The sequence below is a fragment of the Pseudofrankia coriaricola genome, assembly GCF_001854805.1.
GTDB lineage: Bacteria > Actinomycetota > Actinomycetes > Frankiales > Frankiaceae > Pseudofrankia.
Window position 1 is genome coordinate 1 of the sequence record NZ_MBLO01000278.1, and the last position, 23,397, is coordinate 23,397.

At 70.7% G+C, this 23,397-nt stretch carries 17 protein-coding genes and 3 pseudogenes; 9 read left to right on the forward strand and 11 right to left on the reverse strand.

The features are described 5' to 3' along the window. Positions 1-166, forward strand: a 166-nt coding sequence (locus BCD48_RS56255) for an RICIN domain-containing protein (protein WP_198543653.1), incomplete at its 5' end; no start/stop codon positions are given. 163 nt (positions 167-329) lie between these two features. Here the strand turns inward: BCD48_RS56255 and BCD48_RS44225 are convergent. The 3 genes from BCD48_RS44225 to BCD48_RS44230 all read right to left on the reverse strand — a co-directional run bounded on the left by BCD48_RS44225 (position 330) and on the right by BCD48_RS44230 (position 3,885). Next, the gene (locus tag BCD48_RS44225) at positions 330-2,504 is read right to left on the reverse strand and encodes a bifunctional polysaccharide deacetylase/glycosyltransferase family 2 protein (RefSeq protein ID WP_083420153.1); all 2,175 of its coding nucleotides are present in this window, start codon (positions 2,502-2,504) and stop codon (positions 330-332) included. Between the two features lie 77 nt (positions 2,505-2,581). Continuing rightward, positions 2,582-2,707, reverse strand: coding sequence for a hypothetical protein (locus BCD48_RS55265; protein WP_274536643.1), 126 nt, complete (start codon positions 2,705-2,707; stop codon positions 2,582-2,584). Between the two features lie 98 nt (positions 2,708-2,805). After that, positions 2,806-3,885: a LacI family DNA-binding transcriptional regulator gene (locus tag BCD48_RS44230; protein ID WP_071054782.1), complete on the reverse strand. Its 1,080-nt coding sequence runs from the start codon at positions 3,883-3,885 to the stop codon at positions 2,806-2,808. A gap of 212 nt (positions 3,886-4,097) precedes the next feature. On the opposite strand from BCD48_RS44230, the gene BCD48_RS57120 reads away from it, so the two are divergent. After that, positions 4,098-4,238, forward strand: a complete 141-nt coding sequence (locus tag BCD48_RS57120) for a hypothetical protein (protein ID WP_198543654.1) — start codon at positions 4,098-4,100, stop codon at positions 4,236-4,238. A 28-nt stretch (positions 4,239-4,266) separates the two neighbouring features. Here the strand turns inward: BCD48_RS57120 and BCD48_RS44235 are convergent, their stop codons facing one another. Further along, positions 4,267-4,743 (reverse strand): helix-turn-helix domain-containing protein, encoded by a 477-nt coding sequence (locus BCD48_RS44235; RefSeq protein WP_071054784.1) that lies wholly within the window; start codon positions 4,741-4,743, stop codon positions 4,267-4,269. 131 nt (positions 4,744-4,874) lie between these two features. Here BCD48_RS44235 and BCD48_RS44240 point away from each other — a divergent pair, with 131 nt between their 5' ends. The 3 genes and pseudogenes from BCD48_RS44240 (at position 4,875) to BCD48_RS44250 (ending at position 9,427) form a co-directional block, all read left to right on the forward strand. Continuing rightward, positions 4,875-6,608: an ABC transporter ATP-binding protein gene (locus tag BCD48_RS44240; RefSeq protein ID WP_071054786.1), complete on the forward strand. Its 1,734-nt coding sequence runs from the start codon at positions 4,875-4,877 to the stop codon at positions 6,606-6,608. Next, complete coding sequence (locus tag BCD48_RS44245) at positions 6,605-8,557, forward strand: ABC transporter ATP-binding protein (RefSeq protein WP_071054788.1); 1,953 nt, start codon at positions 6,605-6,607, stop codon at positions 8,555-8,557. The genes BCD48_RS44240 and BCD48_RS44245 overlap by 4 nt, the downstream gene beginning before the upstream one ends. 97 nt (positions 8,558-8,654) lie before the next feature. Next, positions 8,655-9,427, forward strand: a pseudogene (locus BCD48_RS44250) (SDR family NAD(P)-dependent oxidoreductase). Between the two features lie 226 nt (positions 9,428-9,653). On the opposite strand, the pseudogene BCD48_RS44255 reads toward BCD48_RS44250, so the two are convergent. The 3 genes and pseudogenes from BCD48_RS44255 to BCD48_RS44265 form a co-directional block, all read right to left on the reverse strand. Continuing rightward, a pseudogene (locus tag BCD48_RS44255) lies at positions 9,654-10,418 on the reverse strand (acyl-CoA dehydrogenase family protein); the annotation flags it as partial. Between the two features lie 71 nt (positions 10,419-10,489). Then, the gene (locus BCD48_RS44260; protein ID WP_071054792.1) at positions 10,490-11,677 is read right to left on the reverse strand and encodes a cytochrome P450; all 1,188 of its coding nucleotides are present in this window, start codon (positions 11,675-11,677) and stop codon (positions 10,490-10,492) included. Positions 11,678-12,017: 340 nt separating this feature from the next. Next, on the reverse strand, positions 12,018-13,208 hold the full coding sequence (locus tag BCD48_RS44265) for an amidohydrolase family protein (protein WP_071054794.1): 1,191 nt from the start codon (positions 13,206-13,208) through the stop codon (positions 12,018-12,020). Between the two features lie 158 nt (positions 13,209-13,366). Here BCD48_RS44265 and BCD48_RS44270 point away from each other — a divergent pair, with 158 nt between their 5' ends. The 4 genes from BCD48_RS44270 to BCD48_RS44285 all read left to right on the forward strand — a co-directional run bounded on the left by BCD48_RS44270 (position 13,367) and on the right by BCD48_RS44285 (position 17,836). Beyond that, positions 13,367-14,134 (forward strand): TetR/AcrR family transcriptional regulator, encoded by a 768-nt coding sequence (locus BCD48_RS44270; RefSeq protein WP_083420156.1) that lies wholly within the window; start codon positions 13,367-13,369, stop codon positions 14,132-14,134. Between the two features lie 288 nt (positions 14,135-14,422). Beyond that, complete coding sequence (locus BCD48_RS44275; RefSeq protein ID WP_071054796.1) at positions 14,423-15,259, forward strand: mycofactocin-coupled SDR family oxidoreductase; 837 nt, start codon at positions 14,423-14,425, stop codon at positions 15,257-15,259. 150 nt (positions 15,260-15,409) lie between these two features. After that, complete coding sequence (locus tag BCD48_RS44280; protein WP_071054798.1) at positions 15,410-16,708, forward strand: acyl-CoA dehydrogenase family protein; 1,299 nt, start codon at positions 15,410-15,412, stop codon at positions 16,706-16,708. Between the two features lie 33 nt (positions 16,709-16,741). Then, a complete protein-coding gene (locus tag BCD48_RS44285; protein WP_071054800.1) occupies positions 16,742-17,836 on the forward strand; it encodes a phosphotransferase family protein in 1,095 nt (364 codons plus the stop codon). Between the two features lie 105 nt (positions 17,837-17,941). On the opposite strand, the gene BCD48_RS44290 is transcribed toward BCD48_RS44285, so the two are convergent. The 4 genes and pseudogenes from BCD48_RS44290 to BCD48_RS44305 form a co-directional block, all read right to left on the reverse strand. Then, positions 17,942-19,660 (reverse strand): AMP-binding protein, encoded by a 1,719-nt coding sequence (locus tag BCD48_RS44290; RefSeq protein WP_071054819.1) that lies wholly within the window; start codon positions 19,658-19,660, stop codon positions 17,942-17,944. Between the two features lie 335 nt (positions 19,661-19,995). Beyond that, positions 19,996-21,278 (reverse strand): annotated as a pseudogene (locus tag BCD48_RS44295) (CaiB/BaiF CoA transferase family protein). After that, positions 21,248-22,345 (reverse strand): NAD(P)H-dependent amine dehydrogenase family protein, encoded by a 1,098-nt coding sequence (locus BCD48_RS44300; RefSeq protein ID WP_071054802.1) that lies wholly within the window; start codon positions 22,343-22,345, stop codon positions 21,248-21,250. The pseudogene BCD48_RS44295 and the gene BCD48_RS44300 overlap by 31 nt, the downstream one beginning before the upstream one ends. A 100-nt stretch (positions 22,346-22,445) precedes the next feature. After that, the gene (locus tag BCD48_RS44305; RefSeq protein WP_071054804.1) at positions 22,446-23,360 is read right to left on the reverse strand and encodes a TIGR03564 family F420-dependent LLM class oxidoreductase; all 915 of its coding nucleotides are present in this window, start codon (positions 23,358-23,360) and stop codon (positions 22,446-22,448) included. Positions 23,361-23,397: the final 37 nt, after the last annotated feature.

The following is a 23,397-nucleotide window of genomic DNA, read 5'->3' on the forward strand; positions in this document are numbered from 1 at the left end:
CACGTGCAACGGAGGCGCCTACCAGCGGTGGAAACTCACCGTCCAGAGCGACGGCAGCTACCAACTCCGAAACGAACAGTCCGGACTGTGTATCGGCGACAGCGTCTCGCAGGGACTTCGCCACAACACCTGCAACGGAGGCGCCTACCAGCGGTGGTACCGCTGACCGGTGAGCCTTTTCACCTGGCGGGTGTACCTGCCAGAACTCGGCCTCGGGGCGTGACCTGCTCGAGTGCGACGCGCAGTAGCCGTATCCGGCCCAGCCGGCAAGTTCGGAACGGGCCACGGTCGCCCCCGGCTCCCACGCGCCGACCGCCCTCGGACGCTTCCTACATCCGTCCTGCCGATCCGACCGTCGAGCGGCCGTCCAGCGCCAAGCCGGCACTGCCGGCACGAGCAAGTTTGTGCCAGCGCAGCCGGCTGCCCAGTAGCGCGCTGACCACGGACTGGATGATCACCAGGTACATGACCTGCCGGTAGACGATCTGTTGGAACGGCAGTGCCCAGAGCGGGCCAAGTGGTTCGGCGTCCAGGCGGAAGGCGTATGCGGTGCTGGCGAGCTGTATGCCGAGGAAACCGAGATAGAAGGCGAGGACCAGACCGCGGTCGGCGAACAGCAGGCCATAGACGGCCATCAGGTCGACCGCGGGGGCGAGCATCGGCAGCAGCACCTGGAACATCAGCAGGTAGGGGAGCCCACGGCGGCCGAACCGACCAGCCGCGCCGTGTTCCACGAGGGCGTGCCGGTGCTTCCACATCGCCTGCATCGTGCCGTAGCACCAACGGTAACGCTGCCGCCACAGGGCGCTGAGAGAGGACGGTGCCTCGGTCCAGGCGCGGGCGTCCTCGGCGTACACCACCCGCCAGCCCGCCCGGCACAGGGCCATAGTCAGGTCGGTGTCCTCGGCGAGGGTGTCGTCGGAGACGCCGCCCACCGACTCCAGGGCATCGCGGTGGAACGCGCCGATGGCACCGGGCACCGTGGGCATGCATTCGAGCACGTCGAACATCCGACGGTCGAGATTGAAGCCCTGCACATATTCGATGTGCTGCCAGCGCCCGAGCAGCCGCCGCCGATTGCCGACCTTGGTGTTGCCGGCGACGGCGCCGACAGCGGGGTCGGCCAGCGGCTGGATGACCTTGCGAACCGTATCCGGTTCGAAGACCGTGTCCCCGTCGACGAGGACGAGCACGTCGTGCGAGGCGACCGCGATGCCGTGGTTGAGGGCGGCCGGCTTACCCTGGTTGTCCTGCCGGACCACGATCACCTCGGGCAGGTCGAGAGCTTCGACGATGCCGGCGGTGCCGTCGGTGGAACCGTCGTCGACGACGATCACTTCCAGGTCCTCGTGATCGCTGGCAACCAGCGACAGCACCGTGTCGGTGATTCCGACCGCCTCGTTGTAGGCGGGGACGATGACACTGACCGGTGGGGCGATCTCACCACTGTGCCGCAGTCGGCGCCGCTGCCGGCGGGTGTTCCGCCGGTGTCTGCGTGCGATCGCGACAACGATCAGCGTCCGGACGAGCGTGAGCGCGGTGAGCGGAACAAGCAGTACGGAAAGCGCCCAGGTGATGCCGTGGGAGATCGTGTAGGCCGTCAGCAGCGCCTGACCCCGCAGCCGGGTGACACCGCCCGAGGGCCGCGTCGCCGCATCGGCGGGTAGTCGCAGCCCTTGGGAGACGGTGACGAAGTGGTAGCCCCGCGCATCCAGCGAGCTGAGCAGCCGGTCGACCGCGGCGACAGTCTGGGCACGGTCGCCGCCACCATCGTGCATCAGGACCACCGCACCGCCGGTACCGGCGGGAGTCGCCGCCTGCACTATCGCGTCGACGCCGGGGCGAGTCCAGTCAAGGGAGTTCAGGTCGCTGAGGACGATCAGATAACCCTGCTCGGCGAGTTCCCGATAAACGACCTGATCGACGCCCGAGACGGCGTCCGGCGTCGATGAGTAGGGCGGACGCAGCAGGCTGGAGGTGGCGCCGGTGCCCGCGAGGGCCGACTGCGAGAGGGCCAGTTCGGTCCGGCGACGCCAGTCCGGGACGGCAGTGAGGTCACTGTGGGTGAAGCTGTGCACGCCCACCTCATGGCCTTCCCGTCGGATGCGCCGGACCAGGTCGGGGTGCTCCAGCACCCGAGCGCCGACAACGAAGAAGGTGGCATGCGCCCCATGCCGACGGAGCACGTCGAGGATGGCCGGTGTCCATCGCGGATCCGGTCCGTCCTCGAAGGTCAGCGCTATGGTCCGGTCCGGCATGCTCCGGGCCTGGCCCGTCACCGGGATGCCGAGCGGCTGCTCGGCCGCGATCCGTTGGATCGCGTTGTGCCACGCGGCGAACGCGCGGCCGTCGGGCGGCCTGCCGATCAGGTTGAAATGAGTGAGGCGGTGCTCGGTGAGCAGCGCACGGATCGACGGAAGCCCGAAGAACGGCACCGGGTCGTCCACCGTCGGGACCGCGGCGAACGTGTGGAACAGCAGGCCGGCCTTGAGTTCGAGGGTCATCCGGCCGAGCAGGTCCTCGACCCGCGCCTCGACGCACAGCGAGGCGTCCTAGTAGGGAAACCTGGCGCCTTCCGCCGTCATCGGGCGTCGTTTCCGGTAAGAGTGGCTGGCCCGTCCTCGATGATGGTCCTGGGAAACGCGTCGAGGACGCCGGCGACCATGGAGAGCGTCCATGCGTCGCGCTCCGCGCTGGCGGCAATCACGTCATCGCATCCTTCTGGTCCTGGCCCACCGCCATATTTAACACATGTTCAGCAGGCTGGACAGACCCCTGGACAGGACGCTGGAGACGATGGGCGTCCTAGAGCGCCAGTGGCGACGCCGCCAGGGCGGGCCCGCGCCGTCGCTGGCGCACGTCCCGATGACGCTCGGCGGTCGAGTCGCGCACCACGAGCCGTACCGGCAGCACCCCCGGCTGGCCGGTCCGGCCCCGGCCGCCCTCGATCATCCCGAGCACATGCCTGGCCGCCGTGACCCCCTGGGTGTACAGCGGCGCGGCCACCGTCGTGAGCCCGGGGGTAACGAGGTTGGCGGCGGCGATGTTGTCGAAGCCCACCACGCTGACGTCACCCGGCACCCGGATCCCGCGTCCAGCCAGGCCCCGGATAAGGCCGATGGCCAGCTGGTCGTTGTAGGCGACCACGGCGGACGTCGGCTGCGCCTGGAACTGCTCGGCCGCCTGGACGCCGCCCCGCACGTCGGGGGTGAACGGGCCGATCCGGCGGACGCGCAGCGACAGCTGCGCTGCCGCCTCCCGTAACGACCACCATCGCATCCCGTCCGCCCAGGACGCCTCCGGTCCGGCGACGTACGTGACGTGTTCGTGCCCGAGCGCGCCGAGGTGCTCCGCGGCGTGACGCGCCCCGCGCGCGTTGTCCGTCACCAGGCACGGGACGTCGACGACCGCCCTGTTCAGCACGACCACCGGCTTCTGCTTGGAGATCATCCGGATGGCCGAGTCGGACATCCGGGAGCTCGCGAGCACGATCCCGTCGACCGCGGTCACGGCGCGTTCCAGCGCTGAACGCTCGAGCCGGTCGGACTCCTGCGCGTCGGCCAGGACGACCGTGTAGCCAGCCGCGGCGGCCGCGGCCTGCGCTCCCCGGACGATCTCGGCGTAGAAGGGGTTGGCAATGTCCAGGATGATCACGGCGATCATGTTGGTGCGGGCGGTCGACAGCGCCCGCGCGACCGGGTTCGCGCGGTAGCCGAGCTCGTCGGCGACCCGCCGGATGCGTTCGGCGGTCGCCGCGTTCACCCGGCCCGGCCGGGAGAACGCCCGGGAGACGGTCGAGGGGGCGACGCCGGCGTGCCGGGCCACGTCGTAGATCGTCACCGCGCGCGGCCCCCACGGCACGTCCAGCACGTTCGGCTCTGCCATCGGTCGACTCCTTCGGCCTCGCATCTGGAGGGCCTCCGAGCGGGCGTGGCCTCGCCGCCGCCGCGCGCCCTTCAGCCGGGGGCCCGGGGCGGCCACGGTAGGCGTCCTCCGCCACCCAGGCAACCGGTCCCGGCCAGATCCCGCAGGAGGCGACGCGTCTCTGTCGCACGAGTGGCAATTCACGGCAACCGATTGCCTCACCGATCGGCCGTGTGACCTCCTGCGCAGGCGCCGCGCGGATCTGGCCGGGACCGGTCGCGGCAACCTCGAACAGGAAGGGCGTCTTCACCCGCGACCGCCGGCCCAAGGCCGCCGCCTTCGCGCTGCGCCGCCGCTGGCGCGGCGCCACCTGACGACCGGGCGCCACCTGACGACCGGGCGCTACCTGACGACCGGTCCCGCCCCGTTCCGGGCGGCGGCCGCGTCGCCGCCCGGGTCCCGCGGCGCCAGCAGGCCGGCCAGCGTCTCGAGGGCGTCCTTGACCCGTTGAACCTCGGCCGGGTCGGTGCTGCCGATCGCCGTGGCGAGGGCGTCGTCGATCTCGGCCGGGGGACGGTCCTGGGAGCGCCGCAGCGCCTCGGCCGTGGGGCGCACCAGCGTCCTGCGGCGGTCGGCGGGGTCGGTGACCGCCTCGACGACACCGGCCTCGCGCAGCCGGGCCACGCACGCCGAGACCTGGCTCTGCGGGAACCTGACCCGCGCGGTGATGTCCGAGATCGAGCTGCCCGGGTTCCCGAAGACGTCGAACACGACCGCGCGAGTGGGCGCGGACAGCTGGTGGAGCCCGACCTCGGGGATCGCCTGCTCGCCGAGCTTCATCAGCCTGCGGCCGAGCTGGAACAGTTCGAATCCGTCCATGACAACCTTACACTAATCAATCAACCATGATGCATCTATCTTGATGCAACCCGCCTCGCTGGCCTAGTCTCGCAGGCGCACAGCCCGCTCCCCCGGCTGCGCGCTCTCCCCGACGACCGTTGTGAGGCCCCGTGCTGCTTCGTCTTCTGCTGCCTTACGCGCGCCCGTACGGACGGGACGTCGCCCTCGTGGCGGCTCTCCAGGTCGCCCAGACCGGGGCCGCCCTCTACCTTCCCTACCTGAGCGCCGACGTGATCGACAACGGCGTCCTGACCGGCGACACGGGCTACATCTGGCGCCTGGGCGCGCTGATGACCGGCGTGTCGCTGGCGCAGCTGCTGTGCGCGGTCGGCGCCGCGCGGGTCGCGGCGCGGATGTCCACGTTCCTGGCCCGCGACCTGCGCGCGGCGATGTTCGACCGCGTGCAGTCCTTCTCCGCGCGGGAGCTGCACCGGTTCGGCGCGGCCTCGCTGACCGTCCGCACGACCAACGACATCCAGCAGGTCCAGATGCTCGTGCAGACGACGCTCACGTTCATGGTCACCGCGCCGATCATGTGCGTCGGCGGGATCGTGTTCGCCCTCGCCCAGGACGCGCCGCTGTCGCTCCTGCTCGTGGTCGTCGCGCCGGTACTGGGCGGTCTCGCCTGGGCGGTCCTGCGCCGCATGACGCCGCTGTCGGTCACCCTGCAGGACACGACGGACTCGGTGAACCGGATCATGCGCGAACAGATCATCGGGCTGCGGGTCATCCGGGCGTTCGTCCGGGAGGAGCACGAGCACACGCGCTTCGAGGTGGCCAACGACCTGCTCACCGACACGTCCGCCCGCGTCGGCCGGATCATGGCGCTGATGTTCCCGCTGGTCACGGCGGTCGCCAGCGTCTCGAGCGTGGCCGTGGTCTGGTTCGGGGCGGGGCGCGTCGAGAGCGGGGCGATCGGCGTCGGGGCCCTGTCGGCGTTCCTCGGCTACGTCCTGCAGATCCTCGGGGCCGCCGTCATGATGACCTACCTGCTGCGGATGCTGCCCCGCGCCGAGGTCTGCGCCCGGCGCATCGGCGAGGGCCTCGCCACCGAGAGCACCGTCGCCCCGCCGGCGGCTGGAGTGGCGGCACTCCCCCACCCCGCGCGGGTCGAGCTTCGTGACGTGGAGTTCCGCTACCCCGGCGCCGAGGCCCCCGTCCTGGCCGGCGTGAGCCTCACCGCCGGCCCGGGCGAGACCGTCGCGGTCGTCGGCGGCACCGGCAGCGGCAAGAGCACGCTGCTCAGCCTGATCCCCCGGCTGGCTGATCCGTCGGCGGGCGCGGTGCTGGTGGGCGGCTCGGACGTGCGCCGGCTGGACCGGGCGCTGCTGAGCCGCACGGTCGGCTACGTCCCGCAGCGTCCGTACCTGTTCTCCGGGACGGTCGCCTCGAACCTGCACTACGGGGATCCCGACGCCACCGAGGACGACCTGTGGCGGGCGTTGGACATCGCCCAGGCACGCGCGTTCGTCGAGGCGCTCCCCGAGGGCCTGGCGGCACCGGTGACGCAGGGCGGCACCAACCTCTCCGGCGGCCAGCGCCAGCGGATCGCGATCGCGCGCGCCCTGGTCGGCAGGCCCGACGTGTACCTGTTCGACGACTCCTTCTCGGCGCTGGACTACGCCACGGACGCGCGGCTGCGCGCGGCCCTGACCCGGGAGACCTCCGGGTCCACCGTGGTCATCGTGGCCCAGCGGGTGAACACGATCAGGGGAGCGGACCGGATCGTCGTGCTCGACGAGGGGCGGGTGGTCGGCACCGGGACGCACCGCGAGCTGTTCGCCGGCAACCCGACGTACCGCGAGATCGTCCTGTCGCAGCTGACCGAGACGGAAGCGGCGTGAGGCGGGCCCGAGGCTCCCGCGGCCCCGGCGCGGCCGCCGCCGCGGTCCCGACCCCGCGGCGGCCCGACCGGTCCAGCGACACGCGCCGCACGGCCGGACGCCTCTGGCGCGCGGTACGCCGGCAACGGGGCCTGCTGGCGGGAACGGGCGTGTTCGCCGTCGTCAGCGTCGTCCTCACCGCGGCCGGCCCCTGGCTGCTCGGCCGCGCGACCGACCTCGTCCTGGCCGGCGCGATCGGGCGCCAGTTCGAGGCAGGCACCACCCGGGTCGAGGTCATCGCCGACCTGCGGGCACACGGCCACGGCACCGTCGCGCGGACGCTCGGCACCGTGGACTTCACGCCCGGCCACGGGATCGACACCGGCGCGCTCGCGCGCACCCTGCTGTACGCGACGCTGGTCTACGCCGGCGCCGGGCTGTGCGCCTTCATCCAGGGATGGATGGCCAACCTCGCCGTGCAGCGCGTCATCCGCGGGCTCCGCCAGGACGTCGAGGTCAAGATCTCCCGAGTACCCGTCTCCTACATCGACCAGCACCGCCGCGGCGACCTGCTCAGCCGGGTCACCAACGACATCGACAACCTCAGCCAGAGCCTCCAACAGACGTTGAGCCAGCTCGTCATCCCGCTCGTCAGCATCGCGGGAATGCTGGCCGCGATGTTCTGGGTCTCCTGGCTGCTGGCGCTGATCGCCCTCGTCACCACCCCGTTGTCGCTGCTCGTCGTGGTGCTGGTCGGCAGGCGGGCGCAGCCGCTCTACCTGGAGCAGTGGAAGCAGACCGGACGGCTGAACGGCCACATCGAGGAGATGTACACCGGCCACGCGGTGGTGAAGGCCTTCGGGCGCGAGCGGCAGGCGGCGGATGCCTTCGCCGAGGGCAACGAGGCGCTGGCCGAGACGACCCGCCGGGCCCAGGCCACCTCGAGCGTCCTGCAGCCCGCGATGGTGTTCCTCAGCAACCTCAACTACGTCCTCGTCGCGGTGGTCGGCGGGGTGCGGATCGCCGCCGGCGCGCTGACGGTCGGCGACATCCAGGCGTTCATCCAGTACTCGCGCCAGTACAGCCAGCCGCTCGTCTACCTGGCGAGCATGGCCGGCATGGTGCAGTCCGGCATCGCCTCGGCCGAGCGGGTCTACGAGCTGCTCGACGCACCCGAGCAGTCGCCGGACCCGGTCGGGCCCGACCGGCTGGCGACACCGACGGCGAGCCGCGTCGCGTTCGAGGACGTGACCTTCCGCTACACCCCCGCCAGGCCGCTCATCGAGAACCTGTCGCTGGTCGCCGAGCCGGGGCAGACGATCGCCATCGTGGGCCCGACGGGCGCCGGCAAGACCACACTGGTCAACCTGCTCATGCGTTTCTACGAGGTCGGCGCCGGGCGCATAACGCTGGACGACGTCGACGTCGCCACGCTGCCGCGCGCCCGGCTGCGGTCCCGCATCGGAATGGTCCTGCAGGACACCTGGCTGTTCGGCGGGACCATCGCCGACAACATCGCCTTTGGCAGGCCCGACGCCACCCGCGAGCAGATCGTCGCCGCGACGAGAGCCGCGCACGCCGACCGGCTCATCCGAACCCTGCCCGACGGCTATGACACCGTCCTCGACGACGACGGTTCCGGCGTCAGCGCCGGGGAGAGACAGCTGCTCACCATCGCCCGCGCGTTTCTCACCGAGCCCGCCGTTCTCGTGCTCGACGAGGCGACCAGCTCGGTGGACACGCGCACCGAGGTCCTCATCCAACGGGCCATGGCAAGTCTTCGAGAAGGCCGCACGGCGTTCGTCATCGCGCACCGCCTGTCCACGATCCGCGACGCGGACACGATCGTGGTCATGGACGAGGGGGCGATCGTCGAGCAGGGCACGCACGACCAGCTCATCGCCGCGGGCGGCGCCTACGCGCGCCTGCACGCGGCACAGTTCGGCGACGCGACGTCGGCACTCCTGTGACGGCGATTCGGCGACGCTGACCGTCGCCGGGCACCAGCCACGGTGGCGCGCAGGGTTCACTTGCCCGTTCACAGCAGTCCCTGTACGGTCGTTCAGCATGAATCCGTTTCCGGCGTGGGCCGAACCCAGGACCGCCATCGTCACCGGCGGCGGCTCGGGTATCGGGCTGGCCATCAGCAGGCGGCTGGCGGCCGAGGGCGCGGCGGTCGCCGTGTGGGACCTCGACGGCGACACGGCCAAGGCCACGGCCGCCCTCATCGAGGAGGCCGGTGGCCGGGCGGTGGGCCTGGCCGTCGACGTCGCCGACCGGTCACGGATCGACGAGGCGGCCGCCGAGGTGCGGGCCGTGTTCGGCCCGGCGACGATCCTCGTGAACAACGCGGGCATCTCGCCGTTCAAGCGCTTCCTCGACATCACCCGGGAGGACTTCGACCGGGTGTTCGCCGTGAACATGCGCGGCACCTTCGACTGCTGTCAGGCGGTCGTCCCGGACATGATCGCCGTGGTTGGGGGCGCATCGTGAACATCGCGTCCTCGGCCGGACAGGTCGGCAACGCACTGCAGACCCACTACGCGTCGACCAAGGCCGGCGTCATCGGCCTGACGAGGTCCCTGGCCAAGGAGCTCGGGTCCAAGGGAATCACGGTGAACGCCATCCCGCCGAGCTTCATCGACACGCCGACGCTGCAGAGCAGCAGCGCCGCCGGCTACCTGGGCAGTGGGGTCGAGACGCACGTGCGCTCGACGCCGGTGCGACGGGTGGGCCAGCCCGACGACATCGCCGCGGCCTGCGCCTACGTCGTGCGCGACGAGGCGAGCTTCGTCACCGGCCAGGTGATCGGGGTCAACGGCGGCCGGACGATCGGCTGAGCGGCGGGCCGAGCCGGTCGCAGGCAATTCCGAACGACGCCCAGAAGCCCCGGAGCCAGCAGACCCAGAGGAGGTGCGATGGCTCGCATAACCCCGCTCCCGCCACGCGAGTGGCCGGCCGAGATGCGCGCGGTGCTGGACGCGATCAACCCGACCCTGCACGGCCAGCCCGAGCCCGACCTCGGCAAACGGCCGTCGGGTCGCGACGTGCTCGCCTCGTTCGCCCCGTCATGTCGAAGGCGGCCTGCAGGGCGCCGACCGCCTCCGCGTTGCCGAGGACGGCGGCGAGCTGCGCCTGCCGCTCTATCTGCGCGGCGGCACCGCCCAGCTCGCCGACCACGGCGCTGGCCGGAAGCCGGACCTCGTTGAAGCGCACGACCGAGAATCGGCGCGTCAGGTCGATGGTGCGCATCGGCTCCGTCGACACGCCAGCCGTGTCAACCGGAACCAGCACCTGCGTCAGTCCCTCGGCCGCACGTCCGGTAACGAGAAGGTAGTCGGCCTGCCCGGCCGCCTCGACCGGACGCTTCACGCCGTTCAGCACGACGTCGCCGCCCTCGGCAGGGCACCGCAGGGCCACCTGCCGCGGGCCGGCCTGCGAGGACGGCTCCGCGTGGCACCACGAGGCGACCGAGGCGCCGGACAGCAGGGATTCCAGCACCGGCGCGAAACGCTCCTCACCGGCGGCGCTCAGCGCGGCCGCGACGACGTTCGTCGCCACCAGCGGTCCCGGCGCCGCGCGGGCGCCGAACTCGTGCGCGATCATGCACAGGTCCGCGAGCGCGGACCCACTGACCGATCCGCCGCCGTCCGCCTCGGACACCAGCAGCGACGTCCAGCCAAGTTCGGCACCGCGGCGCCAGAAATCCAGGTCGAACCCGGCCGCGTCGGCGCGGAGCCCTCGGATCTTGTCTACCGGTACCTCGGCGGCGAGGAAACGCGCGGTGGTCTCACGCAGCATCTCCTGGTCGGCGGTCAGCTCCGTCAACAACGGGTCACCCCCTTTCTCTTTTGAGGCGTGGCGAGCGGTTCGATGTACCTTTGACTTACCTTTGATTACAGTCAGAAGGCGATGGGCAGCTTCTCGTAGCCGCGGACGGTGCTGGTGTGCACGCGTACGGCGTTGTCGTGGTCGACATCCCAGGCCGGGAAACGCCGCAGGGCCTCCTCCAGGGCCAGCCGGCTTTCGAGACGAGCCAGCCCCGCGCCGAGGCAGAAGTGGATGCCGTGACCGAACGACACATGGCTGTCGATGACACGGTGGATGTCGTAGCGATCGGGGTCGGGGTACCTGCGCTCGTCCCGCCCCGCGGATGCCGTGAGCAGCAGGACCTTCGACCCGGCCGGGATGGTGGTGCCGTGCAGCTCGACGTCCCGCTTGGTAACCCGGCCCTGGACCGGGGACGGCGCCTCGTAACGCAGCGTCTCCTCGAGCGCGTCCCTGATCAGTGACGGGTCCGCGGCGAGCTGGGCACGCTGGTCCGGATGGGCGGCCAGCAGCGCGCCGGCCCAGCCAAGCAGCCGGGCTACGGTCTCCGTCCCCGCGCTGACCAGCAGGTTGGTGAAGTCGGCCGCCTCGGAGGTCGACAGCCTTCGGGTACCACCGTCGGCCGCTCTGACCTCGGCCTGGACGAGCGCGGTCATCATGTCGTCGCGCGGTGCCTTGCGCCGGGCCTCGATCTGGTCGGAGAAGTAGCCGTGCATCTTGATCTGAGCGGCGAAGGAGACATCGTTGACGATCCCCTTCTCGTCGTCGATGTGCAGCGACTGGTCGATCGTCCGCCGGACCTCCTCGCGATCCGCCGGATCGACACCGATCAGCTCGGAGATCACCATCGACGGCAGCAGGGCCGCGAAGTCCTGAACGAAGTCGAAACCGCCGGAGCCGATCCGGGAGTCGAGCAGCTGGGCGGCGATCGCGCGGATGGCGCCCTCCATCCCGCCGACTCGTCGCGGAGTGAAGGCGCGGGACACCAGTACCCGCATCGTCGTGTGCGTGGGCGGATCCATGAAGATCATCTGCCCGACGTTCATCGGCTCGGGCGACATGATCTCCAGCACGGTGCCATGCGCCGAGCTGAACGTCGCCGGATCCAGATGCGCCGCGTCGACGTCCGCGTGCCGGGACAGCGCGTAGAAGTCGAACTTCTCATTGCGGTAGACCGGTGCCTCGTCCCGCATCCGCCGCCAGACGGGATACGGGTCGACGTCGATCTCCTTGTCGAACGGGTCCCAGTACAGGTCCGTCACGGATCCGTCCTTTCTCACGCAAGCTGTGCCTGCTTCTCGACGAACAAGCCACGCCCACTCGCTGCGGGAATGGATGGCGGCGTCCGCGTCGGCCGCTCCCGCTCGCGGCGCGCCCACGGGCGCCCGCTCCTTCGGGATCACCGCGAAGGGATCCCGGCGATCTCGTCGACCATCAGCCGGGGTCCCAGGTCGCCCCCGGCGGGCATGGGCACGGCCGGGGTTCGTGGAACAAGAAGTTCCGTCGGTACCGGGCGGTCCGACGCGCCGCGGTACCGACGGAAACTCTTCGGTGCGACCACGTCCGCACGTGGTCGGGGCCGGACGGGCGCGGAAGCCGCCGTCAGACCTTGACGCCGAGACCGAGGAGCCCCGCGAGGTTGCCACCCATGATCTTCTCGACGGCGTCCTGCTCGAGGCCTGGCGGCAGGTGGTCGATGAACGAGCACGGCTCGGCGAGGCCCTCGGGGTGTGGATAGTCCGAGCCGAACATGACGTGCTCGGCGCCCATGAGCTCGACCAGCTGGGCGAGGTTGTCCTCGTGGAACGGGCTGATGTACACGTTGCGCCTGATCACGTCGACGGGGTGCTCGTCGAACGCCTGGGGCATCTTCTTGTAGGCATCCGCCAGCCGGGCGAAAAGGCCGGGCAGCCATTCACTGCCGGCCTCGACCACCGCCACCTTCAGGTTCGGGAAACGCGACAGGACGTTCTCGCAGGCGAGCGCGGCCAGCGAGTCCTCCAACGGCCGGAAGCCCACCGACACCAGACCGAACGCGTTCGGCCGGAACGGCAGCATCTCCCCCGGGCCGGTCCAGTCGCCCTGGTACCGCGTGTAGCCGCTGTCCGACGAGTGCATCGCCACCAGCACTCCGGCGTCCTCGGCGGCCTTCCAGAACGGGTCGAACTCCGGCATCCCGAACGAGCGCGAACCGCGGAAGCCCGGCACCGGGGCGGGGCGGACCAGCACCACCTTGGCGCCGCGCTCCACGACCCACTCCAGCTCGGCGATGGCCTTCTCGACGATCGGCAGGGTGATGACCGGCGTCGAGAAGATCCGCGACTGGTAGTCGAAGCTCCACACCTCGTGGATCCACTCGTTGAGCGCGTGGATGGCGACGTGGGTCAGCTCCGGGTCGTCACGCATCCGCTCCTCGAGCAGGCTTGCGAGCGTCGGGAACATCAGCGCGCCGTCCACGCCGAGCTCGTTCATCAGCTCCAGGCGCGGTGCCGGCTCGCGGAACGCCGGGATGGCCCGCATCGGCTTCCCGATGATCTCCCGATACGACTTCCCCTCCGGGTTGCCGTTGCGGAAGTAGTCCTCCTGCGCGCCTGGGCGAGCAACGACGTCGAACGTCGGGTTCGGGATGTAGTCGCTGATCACTCCGCGGATCGCGATCTTCTTCCGGCCACGGACGTCGACATACTCGATCGCCGACCGGTACTGCTCCGGGAGATAGCGGGTGAAGGCGTCCTCTGTCTCGTACAGGTGGTTGTCGGCGTCGAAGACGGGGAAGCTCAGCCGGCTGCCCATGGTGAGATCAGCCCTTTCCACTCGAATCGAAGTGATGGCTCGACGCCGCCACGCGCCCATCGCGAGGTCAGTGCCGCCCGCGGGCTGGCAGTCCTGGACAATCCGTCGGCGACGGCCCACCGCTGTTTAGGCGGACGTCTAACGGTACGCTTAGGCGTATGTCTAACACCCCGCTGAGCGACCGGTCAAGGCCACGGCCCAGCACCGATGGCGCCGATGGCGCCGATGGCGCCGACGCATCGGCCAGCTCACCCGGGGATGGCGCGCCCGACTCGCGCCGCCGTGGCGCCCTGGACTCACCGACCCGGGTAGCACTGATCGACGCGGCCGAGCAGCTGATGCTCGAGGAGGGCTACGCCGCGGTCACCACGCGCCGGGTCGCGGCCACGGCGGCCGCGAACCCCGGTCTCGTCTACTACTACTTCGGCACCCTCGACGACCTGCTCCTGGCCGTCTTCCGCCGCGGCGCGGACAAGGCACTCGCCCGCCAGGCACGGGCCCTCGCCTCACCCCGGCCGCTGCACGCGCTCTGGGAGCTCGCGACCGACCCGCGAGGCACCGCGCTGCTGCTGGAGTTCATGGCGCTCGCCAACCACCGCAAGGCCATCCGCGCCGAGATAGCGAGCTACTCCGAGCGCTATCGCGAGGCGGAGCTCGCCACCCTGACCAGGCTCGTCGACCGCCGGGAGATCGATCTCGGCGGCGTCCCGCCCAGCGTCATGGCGATGCTCATGCCCAGTATCGCCCGCACCCTCGTGATGGAGGACACCCTCGGCGTCAAGGGCAGCCACGAGGAGACGATCTCCTACATCGAGGAATGCCTGCGGCGCGTCGAGGAGCACCTCGGACAGCCGTGCCTCCCGGCGCCAGACCCCGCGAGCGCGGCGGGCCGCGTCGACGTGAGCCACGACCGCGGCGACCGCTGACCAGGCAGGTCCCATCCAGCCCCGGCAGCCGGGCGACGGCAGTGCCGGGCAGATATTCCTGATCGTCGGGCGAACGGCGCCGACCATGGCCGAGTTCACAAACGGCCGCGCCGCGACGATGCGTGGCTCGAGGATTTTCAACGCGTGAGTCACGAAGCCTCACCATCCCTGTCGTCGCGCCATCCCTTCCAGCGCTTGACGGTGCCCAAGACCACATGCTAAACGAATGTTCAGCATTGATGGAGAAGTGTGCGCAAGATGGTTCGCTCAACACAAAGTGAGGTAACGATGGCTGGACGAGTCGAGGGCAAGGTCGCCTTCATCACCGGCGCCGCACGCGGTCAGGGGCGCGCCCACGCCGTCCGGCTGGCCCAGGAGGGCGCCGACATCATCGCGATCGACATTTGCAAGCCGCTCGACGGCGTGCGGTTCCAGATGTCGACGCCGGAGGACCTGGCCGAGACCGTGGGCCTGGTGGAGAAGACCGGCCGGCGTATCCACGCGGTCCAGGCCGACGTCCGGGACCACGACGCGATGAAGGCCGTCGTGGACGAGGGTGTCGCCGAGTTCGGCCGGCTGGACATCGTCATCGCGAACGCCGGCATCGGCGCGACCGGCGCGCTGATGCACAAGATGGACGCCAAGACCTGGCAGGACACGATCGATATCAACCTGACCGGCGTCTGGCTGTCGACCAAGGTTTCCATCCCGCACATCATCGCCGGCAAGCGTGGCGGGTCCATCGTGCTGACCAGCTCCGCCGGTGGCCTCATGGCCCACCCGCACATCGGCCACTACATCGCCCCCAAGCACGGCGTGGTCGGCCTGATGCGCACCCTGGCGATGGAGCTCGGCTCGTACAACATCCGGGTCAACTCGCTGCACCCGACCCAGGTGAACACGCCGATGACGATCCACGAGGGCACCTTCAAGATGTTCCGGCCCGACCTTCCGAACCCGACCATCGACGACTTCGCGGTGGTGTCGCAGAACATGCACCTGCTGCCCACCCCCTGGGTGGAGCCGGAGGACATCGCCAACGCCGCGCTGTTCCTGGTCTCGGACGAGGGCCGGTTCCTCACCGGCGTGCCCCTGCCCGTCGACGCGGGAGCCCTTCTCAAGTAGCCCGCCGGCCACGACCCACGGCGCGGCGCGGGCGGTGGCCGCGCGATGGTCCTCGGGTGCTGACCGGCGCGAATACCTGTCTCTGCGCGCGTGGGGACGATTGAGAACGCATCGTGGAGCATGCGAGCAGACGTCGGCAAGGGAGTACGCATGGGCTGGGGCTTCGAGACCGATCCCGACTTTCAGGTCGAACTCGACTGGATCGACGAGTTCGTCCGAGGCGAGGTGGCGCCGGTCGACATGCTGGTCCGAAACGCGCGCGACCTGCGGAATCCGCTGCGCGCCGAGCTGGTCCCACCGTTGCAGCAGAAGGTGCGCGAACGTGGGCTGTGGGCCTGCCACCTCGGTCCAGAGCTCGGCGGCCCGGGATATGGGCAGCTCAAGCTCGCGCTGATGAACGAGATCCTCGGCCGGTCCGCCGCCGCTCCGGTGGTGTTCGGCTGCCAGTCACCCGACTCCGGCAACGCGGAGATCCTGGCCCGCTACGGCACCGATGAGCTCAGGAAGCGCTACCTCGACCCGCTCGTCGCAGGCGAGATCGTGTCGGCGTTCTCGATGACCGAGCCCCAGGGCGGCAGCGACCCGACCCAGTTCACCACTCGCGCCGACCTCGACGGCGGCGAGTGGGTCATCAACGGCGAGAAGTGGTTCTCCAGCCACGCCCGGTACGCCTCGTTCCTCATCGTCCTGGCGGTCACCGAACCCGACGCCGGCCAGCACCGGCGGCAGTCGATGTTTGTCGTCCCGGCGGACACCCCCGGCATCACGATCGTGCGCAACGTGGCCGTCGCCGGCCAGAACGACGCCGACGGCGCGCACGCCTATATCCGCTACGAGGATGTACGCATCCCTGCCGACCATCTGCTCGGCGACCGCGGACAGGGCTTCGCCGTCGCGCAGACCCGGCTCGGCGGCGGCCGGATCCACCACGCGATGCGCACCGTCGGGCTGGTCCGCGAAGCGTTCGACATGATGTGCGAGCGGGCACTCAGCCGGGTCACCAAGGGCGAGCCGCTCGCCCGCAAGCAGCTCGTGCAGGCGATGATCGCCGACTCGTGGATCGAGATCGAGCAGTTCCGCCTGCTCGTCCTGCGCACCGCCTGGCGCATCGACCGCTACAACGACTACGACCAGGTCCGCGCCGACATCTCCGCGGTGAAGGCCGCGATGCCCAAGGTCCTGCACGACGTGGCCTCGCGGGCCGTGCAGATCCACGGCTCGCTGGGAATCTCGAACGAGATGCCGTTCGGCGCCTGGGTTTTGGAAAGCTTCCAGATGGGCCTCGCCGACGGCGCGACCGAAGTCCACAAGACCAATCTGGCGCGCACTCTGCTCGCACGGTGCGAGCCGGCCGACAGCCTGTTCCCGTCGGGTCACCTGCCGGCGCGCCGCGCCGCCGCGCGCGAGCGCTTCGCCGAGCAGATCGAGCAGGCCGTCCATGCCGGCTAGGCGACCCGCCCGGCCGGCGCTCAGGGGCTACCGATGACCGAGCCGGCGACCGAGTCGTCCACGGGCGGGATCCCGCCCGAACTCGCCCCGGTCCGGCCCGGCCAGGACCTGCCCTGGGAGCGGATCAGGGACTACCTGGCCCCGCTGCTCGGCGTCGACGGGCCGATGGACGTGGCGCAGTTCCCGAACGGCTCGGCCAACCTCACCTACCTGCTGCGTTTCGGTGATCGCCGCTTCGTGCTGCGCCGCCCACCGTTCGGCCTCATCGCCCCGGGCGCGCACGACATGCGCCGCGAGCACCGGGTGCTCTCCCGGCTGTGGCGGGTCTACGACCGAGCGCCGCGCGCATTTCTGTTCTGCGACGACGCGGACGTGGTCGGCAGCGACTTCCTGGTGTCGGAGTACCGGCCCGGCATCGTGGTGTGGGGAGTGATCCCTGACGGGCTCGGCGGGCCCGGTGTGGCCCACCAGCTCGGGCTCGCCACCGTGGACGCCCTCGCGGACCTGCACATGGTCGATCCCGCCGCCTGCGACCTGGACCGGCTCGGCCGTCCCGACGGATTCCTCGAGCGGCAGCTGGCCGGTTGGCGTGACCGCTGGCAGCGCGTCGCTCCGTGGGCCGATCCGGCGCACGACGCCGCGATGACGCAGACCGCCGACCTGCTGTCCGAGCGCCTGCCGGCCAGCCAGGCCGCGGCCCTCGTCCACAACGACTTCAAAATCAACAACTGTCAGTTCGCGCCTGGACGCCCGGACAGGGTCGCGTCCGTCTTCGACTGGGACATGGCCACGCTCGCCGACCCGCTCGCCGACCTGGGCACCCTGCTGAACTACTGGCCCGACCCGGCCGACACCGACGACGACCACGCCATCCACGACCCAGGCATGGACACGCTCGGCCTGCCGACCCGCGCCGAGGTCGTCGACCGCTACGCCGCTCGCAGCGACCTCGACCTCGCCGCCATCGCCTGGTACGAGGCGTTCGCCTGCTGGCGGGTCGCCGTCATCCGCCAGCAGCTCTACGCCCGCTACGCCCGCGGCGAGTCCACCGACGAGCGCATGGCCTCCCGAGGCCGCAGCGTCGCCATGTTGTCCGCCCGCACCCTACGCATCCTGCGAGCGGGCTGACCGCGCACCAACCGCTTGCCGGTCACGCACTGACGCGCGGATCGGGCGTCGAGAGGAGCTCCTGACTCACGGATGGCCCGCCGGCCGAGATCCAGTTCTGTGGGGCTATTGAGACCGGCCGGTGCTGCCCTTCAGCTCCGGGAAGTCGTCGTCGGACCAGCCGGCCTTCGTCTCTCCGGCGGCGAGGTTCTCCTCGCGCTGGCGGAGCTCGACGCGCCGGATCTTTCCGGAGATCGTCTTCGGCAGGTCGAAGAACTCGATCCGGCGGACGCGCTGGAAGGGCGCCAACCGGCCCCGCGCGAACTCCAGGATGTCCCGCGCCGTCTGGGCGGTGGGTTCGTGCCCGGGGGCCAGGACGACGTAGGCCTTCGGTACGGCGTGCCGAACCGGGTCCGGGGCCGGGACGACGGCGGCCTCCGCGACGGCGGGATGCTCGAGGAGCGCGCTCTCCAGCTCGAAAGGGCTGAGCTTGTAGTCGGATGCCTTGAAGATGTCGTCGGTGCGTCCGGTGAAGGTGATGTAGCCGTCCTCGTCGATGGAGGCGACATCGCCAGTGTGGTAAAAACCGCCGGCCATCGCCTCGTTGTTGCGCTCAGTGTCGTCGAGGTATCCGACCATGAGGTTCAGCGGATCCTGGGACAGATCCAGGCAGAGCTCGCCCTCGCCTGGCGCGCTGACAGGCTTGTTGCTGACGGGATCGACGAGGACGAGCGGGACACCCGGCAGCGCGTGCCCCATCGAACCGGGCTTCACCGCGGCTCCAGGCGGGTTGCCGACGAGCGCCGTCGTCTCCGTCTGCCCGAACCCGTCCCGCACCGTGAGGCCCCACCGGTCCTCGATCCGCGCGATGACCTCGGGGTTGAGGGGCTCCCCCGCGCCGACGACCTCCCGCAGGGCGGAGGGGCGCTGTCCCAGGTCGGCCGTGATCAACATGCGCCACACCGTCGGCGGCGCGCAGAACGTCGTCACCCGCTCGGCCTCGAGCTGGGCCAGCACACCGGCGGCGTCGAACCGGGCGTAGTTGTAGACGAAAACGGTCGCCTCCGCGTTCCACGGCGCGAAGAAACACGACCACGCGTGCTTCGCCCAACCCGGCGAGCTGACGTTCTGGTGGACGTCCCCCGGCACCAGCCCGAGCCAGTACATCGTCGACAGGTGGCCGACCGGGTACGACACCTGGGTGTGCTCGACCAGCTTCGGGCGACTGGTCGTTCCGCTGGTGAAGTACAGCAGAAGCGGGTCCGACGCGGCGGTGCCCGGATGAGGTAACGCGTCCTCGGCCTCGCCGGCCGCGTCGCGCAGGTCGCGCCAGCCCTCGGCGGCGCCTACCGAGAATCTCAGATAGGCGCCCGGCACCTGGTCGAACTTTGCTGTGTCCGCGGGGTTGCAGATGACCGCCGAGACATGCGCGCGGGCGACCCGGTCGGCGAGGTCGGCCGAGCCGAGCGCGGTCGTGGTCGGCAGAATGACGCCGCCGAGCTTCATGACCGCGAGCATCGACTCCCACAGCTCGACCTGGTTGCCCAGCATGAGCAGGACGCGGTCACCACGGCCGACACCTTGCCCCAGGAGATGGGCCGCCAGCCGGTTGGAACGGCGGCGCATCTCGTCGAAAGTCACCGCGGAACGTGAACCGTCCTCCTCGACGATGACGAGCGCCGGACGCGCCTGACCATCCGCCACCACGTCGAACCAGTCATGCGCCCAGTTGAACGCTCCGTCGAGCCGGGGAAACGAGAATGTGCTGGCCGCCTCGCCAGCACTGCCGCGCAACGAGAGCAGCTGCTCCCGCGCGGTCCGAAAAGCGTCGCCCACCGACGTCATGTCGTTTACCTCCATGGTGCCAAGCGGGATACCCGTCCACAGATGCAAGCATCTGATCGGCGCATACCCAGCGGAAAAGTCGACAACGCGTCATGGTCCACCGCGGGGCAACGTCGACTGTTACTGGCACGGGCTCGCCGCGCCACCGGCCGCGGCCGTACCGGCGGGAACTTCTGGACGTCAGGAATCGGGGGCGGGCGGGACACGCGTCGGCCCCGGTCAGCTGACAGGGGGCCGCAGGTCCTGCCGGAAGGGGCGCGGGCGGCGCGGGTCGCCGTTGACGGCGCGGACCCGTGCGCATCGCGGCGCCGCCCGGCCGCCCTGCCCGGGACGCGTCAGCTGGCGATGACGCCGTCACGGCGCCAGTCGGCGAGGTCGGCGGTGGAGTAGCCGAGCTCGGCCAGTACCCCCTCGGTGTGCTCGCCCAGGCCCGGCACCCGGCCCATCGGCGACGTCCAGCTCGCCGCGACCGGCGGCGGCAACACCGCCCGGAACGAGCCCTGCGGGGTTGGAACCTCCCGCCACCGGTCGCGGACGGCCAGCTGCGGATGGTCGATCACGTCCTGAACACCGTTGAGCCGGGCGTTTCCGAGCGCCGCCGCGTCCAGCACGTCCTGGGCCTCCTTCAGGGTGACCGCGCCGGTCCACGCCGCGATCGCCTCGTCGACCCGGGCGCGCTCGGCCACCCGGCCGGCGTTGCTGGCCAACGCCGGGTCCTCGGCGAGGTCAGGGCGTTCGAGCACCGTGCGCGCCAACCGCTGCCACTCACCGTCATTGGTGGTCCCGAGCACCACCGTCTGCCCGTCGGAGGTCGGGTAGGTGCCGTAGGGCGCCACAGCCGGCGACCCGACCCAGGCCGGCTCCTGCTCGAGACCGGTACCCATCGTGTAGTTGACCTGGTAGCCCATCCACTCCGCGACGACGTCGAACATGCCGACCGTGATCGCCTCGCCCCGGCCGGTGGCGTGGCGGGCGTGCAGCGCGCCAAGGATCCAGCTCAGCGCGTACATGCCGGTGGCGAGGTCGATCATGGCGATGCCGGGCTTGGCGGGCTGGCCCGGCCCGCCGGTGACCGCGCAGGAGCCGCCCTCGGACTGCACGAGCAGGTCGTAGGCGCGTTTGTGGGACAGCGGCCCACCCTCGCCGTAGCCGGAGATGTCGACGGCGACCAGCCGAGGATGACGGGCGACGACCTGGGTCGCGGCGAGCCCCGCCGCTCGGCAGCACCCGGCGCGAGATTCTGGATCAGCACGTCGGCACGGCCGAGCAGCCGCTCCAGCACCGCCGCGCCACGCGGGTCGGCGATGTTGAGCCCGAGCGACTCCTTGCCGCGATTGCACCAGACGAAGTGCGCCGCCATCCCGGCCTGCGCGCTGTCGTAGTGCCGGGTCATGTCACCGCCGCGCGGGTTCTCGATCTTGATGACGCGCGCGCCCATGTCCGCGAGATGGCGGGTCGCGATCGGGGCCGAGACCGCCTGCTCCACCCCGACGACCAGCAGCCCCGCCAACGGCCGCGCCCCCGCCGTGGCGGGGGGCTCCTGGTCGAGCGCCTCGTCCCGCGCGTCACCCGCGTCGCGCGTGGTGGTCACCGGCCCGCCGACAGCGGGCGCCGCCACGTCTCGCCCTCGTGGAAGAGCCCTCGCGGGCGCCCAAGTGGCAGGTCCAGGTGCGTGCGGACGCCGGGCGGCGCGGCGACGACGTCGTGGATCATGTTCACCACGGACATGCCGGTCCAGATCCGGCCCGGATATCCGGGGTCGCCGGTCGCGCTGGGCTCGAGGTGCTCAAGGGTGATCTTCGTCGACGGCTCGCCGAAGAACTCGACGACGTAGCGGTTCGTGCCTTCACGGATGGCGGGCGTCAGGCCGTCCGCCATCTTCCACTCCGAGACGAAGACGATGGCCGGCCGGCCGTCGACGATCGCCTCCCAGCGGCGGCGGATGCCCGCGACGTTCCCGGCCGGGATCACGCCCGCGGCGATGGTGAGGTCCCTGTCGCCGACGGCCATGGTCAGCTCGTGGGTGTACCTGTCGACCTGGAGGCCGAGCCCGGCCGCCAGCATGGCGACCGACTCCTCGTACGGAGCGTCGACCTCGCCAGTGACCGCGGTGGCGTGTTTGTAGGCCTCGTCGGGCGCCAGGCCGAAGCCGAACAGGCCGAAGAGCAGCTCGGCCTGGGGATGCTCGCTGAAGTCGCACACCTCGGTGACGACCACCTGGTCGACGCGGCTGAGCAGCCTCGACGCGAGCAGCGGAAAGATGTCACCGACGAAGCCCGGGTGGATGCCGCCGCCGTGCAGCGTCGTGCCGCCGTCCTGGCAGGCGGCCGCCAGCCGCCTCGTCCGTTCGTCGTCGGGCGACGGGAAGGTGAGGCCCACGGCTGTGACAACGTTCTTCCCCGAGCGAAGGAGCGCCTCCAGGTCGTCGACCTCGACCGCCAGCGGCAGGTAGTTGACGCAGTCCGCCTCGAGGGCGAACAGCGTCTCCTTGTTCGTGGTCGCCGTGACGCCCAACGGGCCGATCCCGGCGAGCACCCCGGCGTCGACGCCCTCCTTCTCCGCGGACGTCGTGTAGACGCCGACCAGCTCGAACATCGGGTTCGCGGCGAAGTGCCGGATGGAGATCTGGCCGATCTTTCCGGTGCACCACTGAATGACACGGACGGGGCGTGACGAGTCAGTCATCGGTCGCCTCCAGAATCGCGGGTGACAGGGGCCCGGGCCGGGTGCGGTGAGCACCCGTATCCCGGTCAGGCATCGATCCGGGTGCGCCCGGATCGACGCCTCAGCGGGCCAGTTCGCGCAGCAGGTCCCGGGTGCGCTTCAGCGAGGCACGGACGTCGTCGCCGGCGGGGACGATGTGGGCGTGGATGTCGGTGGCGCCGGCGTCGAGCAGCGCGCGCAGCTGCGCCTCGACGGCCGTCTCGTCGCCGACGATCGCGGCCTCGGCCGGGCTGTCCGCGCCGCCGATCGCCATGATCCGCCGATAGGCCGGCGAGTTCGCGTACATGACCGAGCCCGCCGCCACCGCGGACCGGGCCTCCTGTTCGTCGTCGTGCACCACGACCGGCAGCCCGGCGACGATGCGCGGCGCCGGCCGGCCGGCCGCCTCGGCGGCCGCCGAGATGCGCGGCCCGACATGCTTCTCGATCGCCGCCACGGGGGCCATCCACAGGATCGCGCCGTCCGCGTGCTCGCCCGCGATCCGCAGCATCCGCGGCGACAGCGCCGCCAGCAGCACCGGGACGGGGTGGGCGGCCCGGACGGTCCCCGCCGGGGCGCGTGTGGTCCAGTCCTGGCCCTCGAAGTCCACGGCCTCGCCGCGCAGCAGCGCGGTGAGGATCTGGAGGTACTCCTGTGTGTTGCGGCCGGGATGGTCGTAGGACAGGCCGTACATGCCGCGGATGTTGGCTTCGTGTGACGGGCCCAGCCCGATCGTGAGACCCGGTCTGCCCATCGCCGCGACGGTCGCGGCCACCCGCTGCGCCTGCAGCATCGGGTGGCACGGGTAGGTCTGCAGCACCGCGGTGCCGAGCTCGATCGTCGAGGTCTCGCGGCCCGCGAGCGCCATGGACACCAGCGGGTCGCCCTGCACGATGCTCGCATACCACAGCGAGTGGAAACCGTCGGCTTCGGCCCGCTTCGCCTGATCGATGATCTTGTCTGGCGTCGCGGCGCCGCCCATGAGACCTATACGCATCCATCACTCCGGACAGTCAGAAGAGAAACGCTCGGCT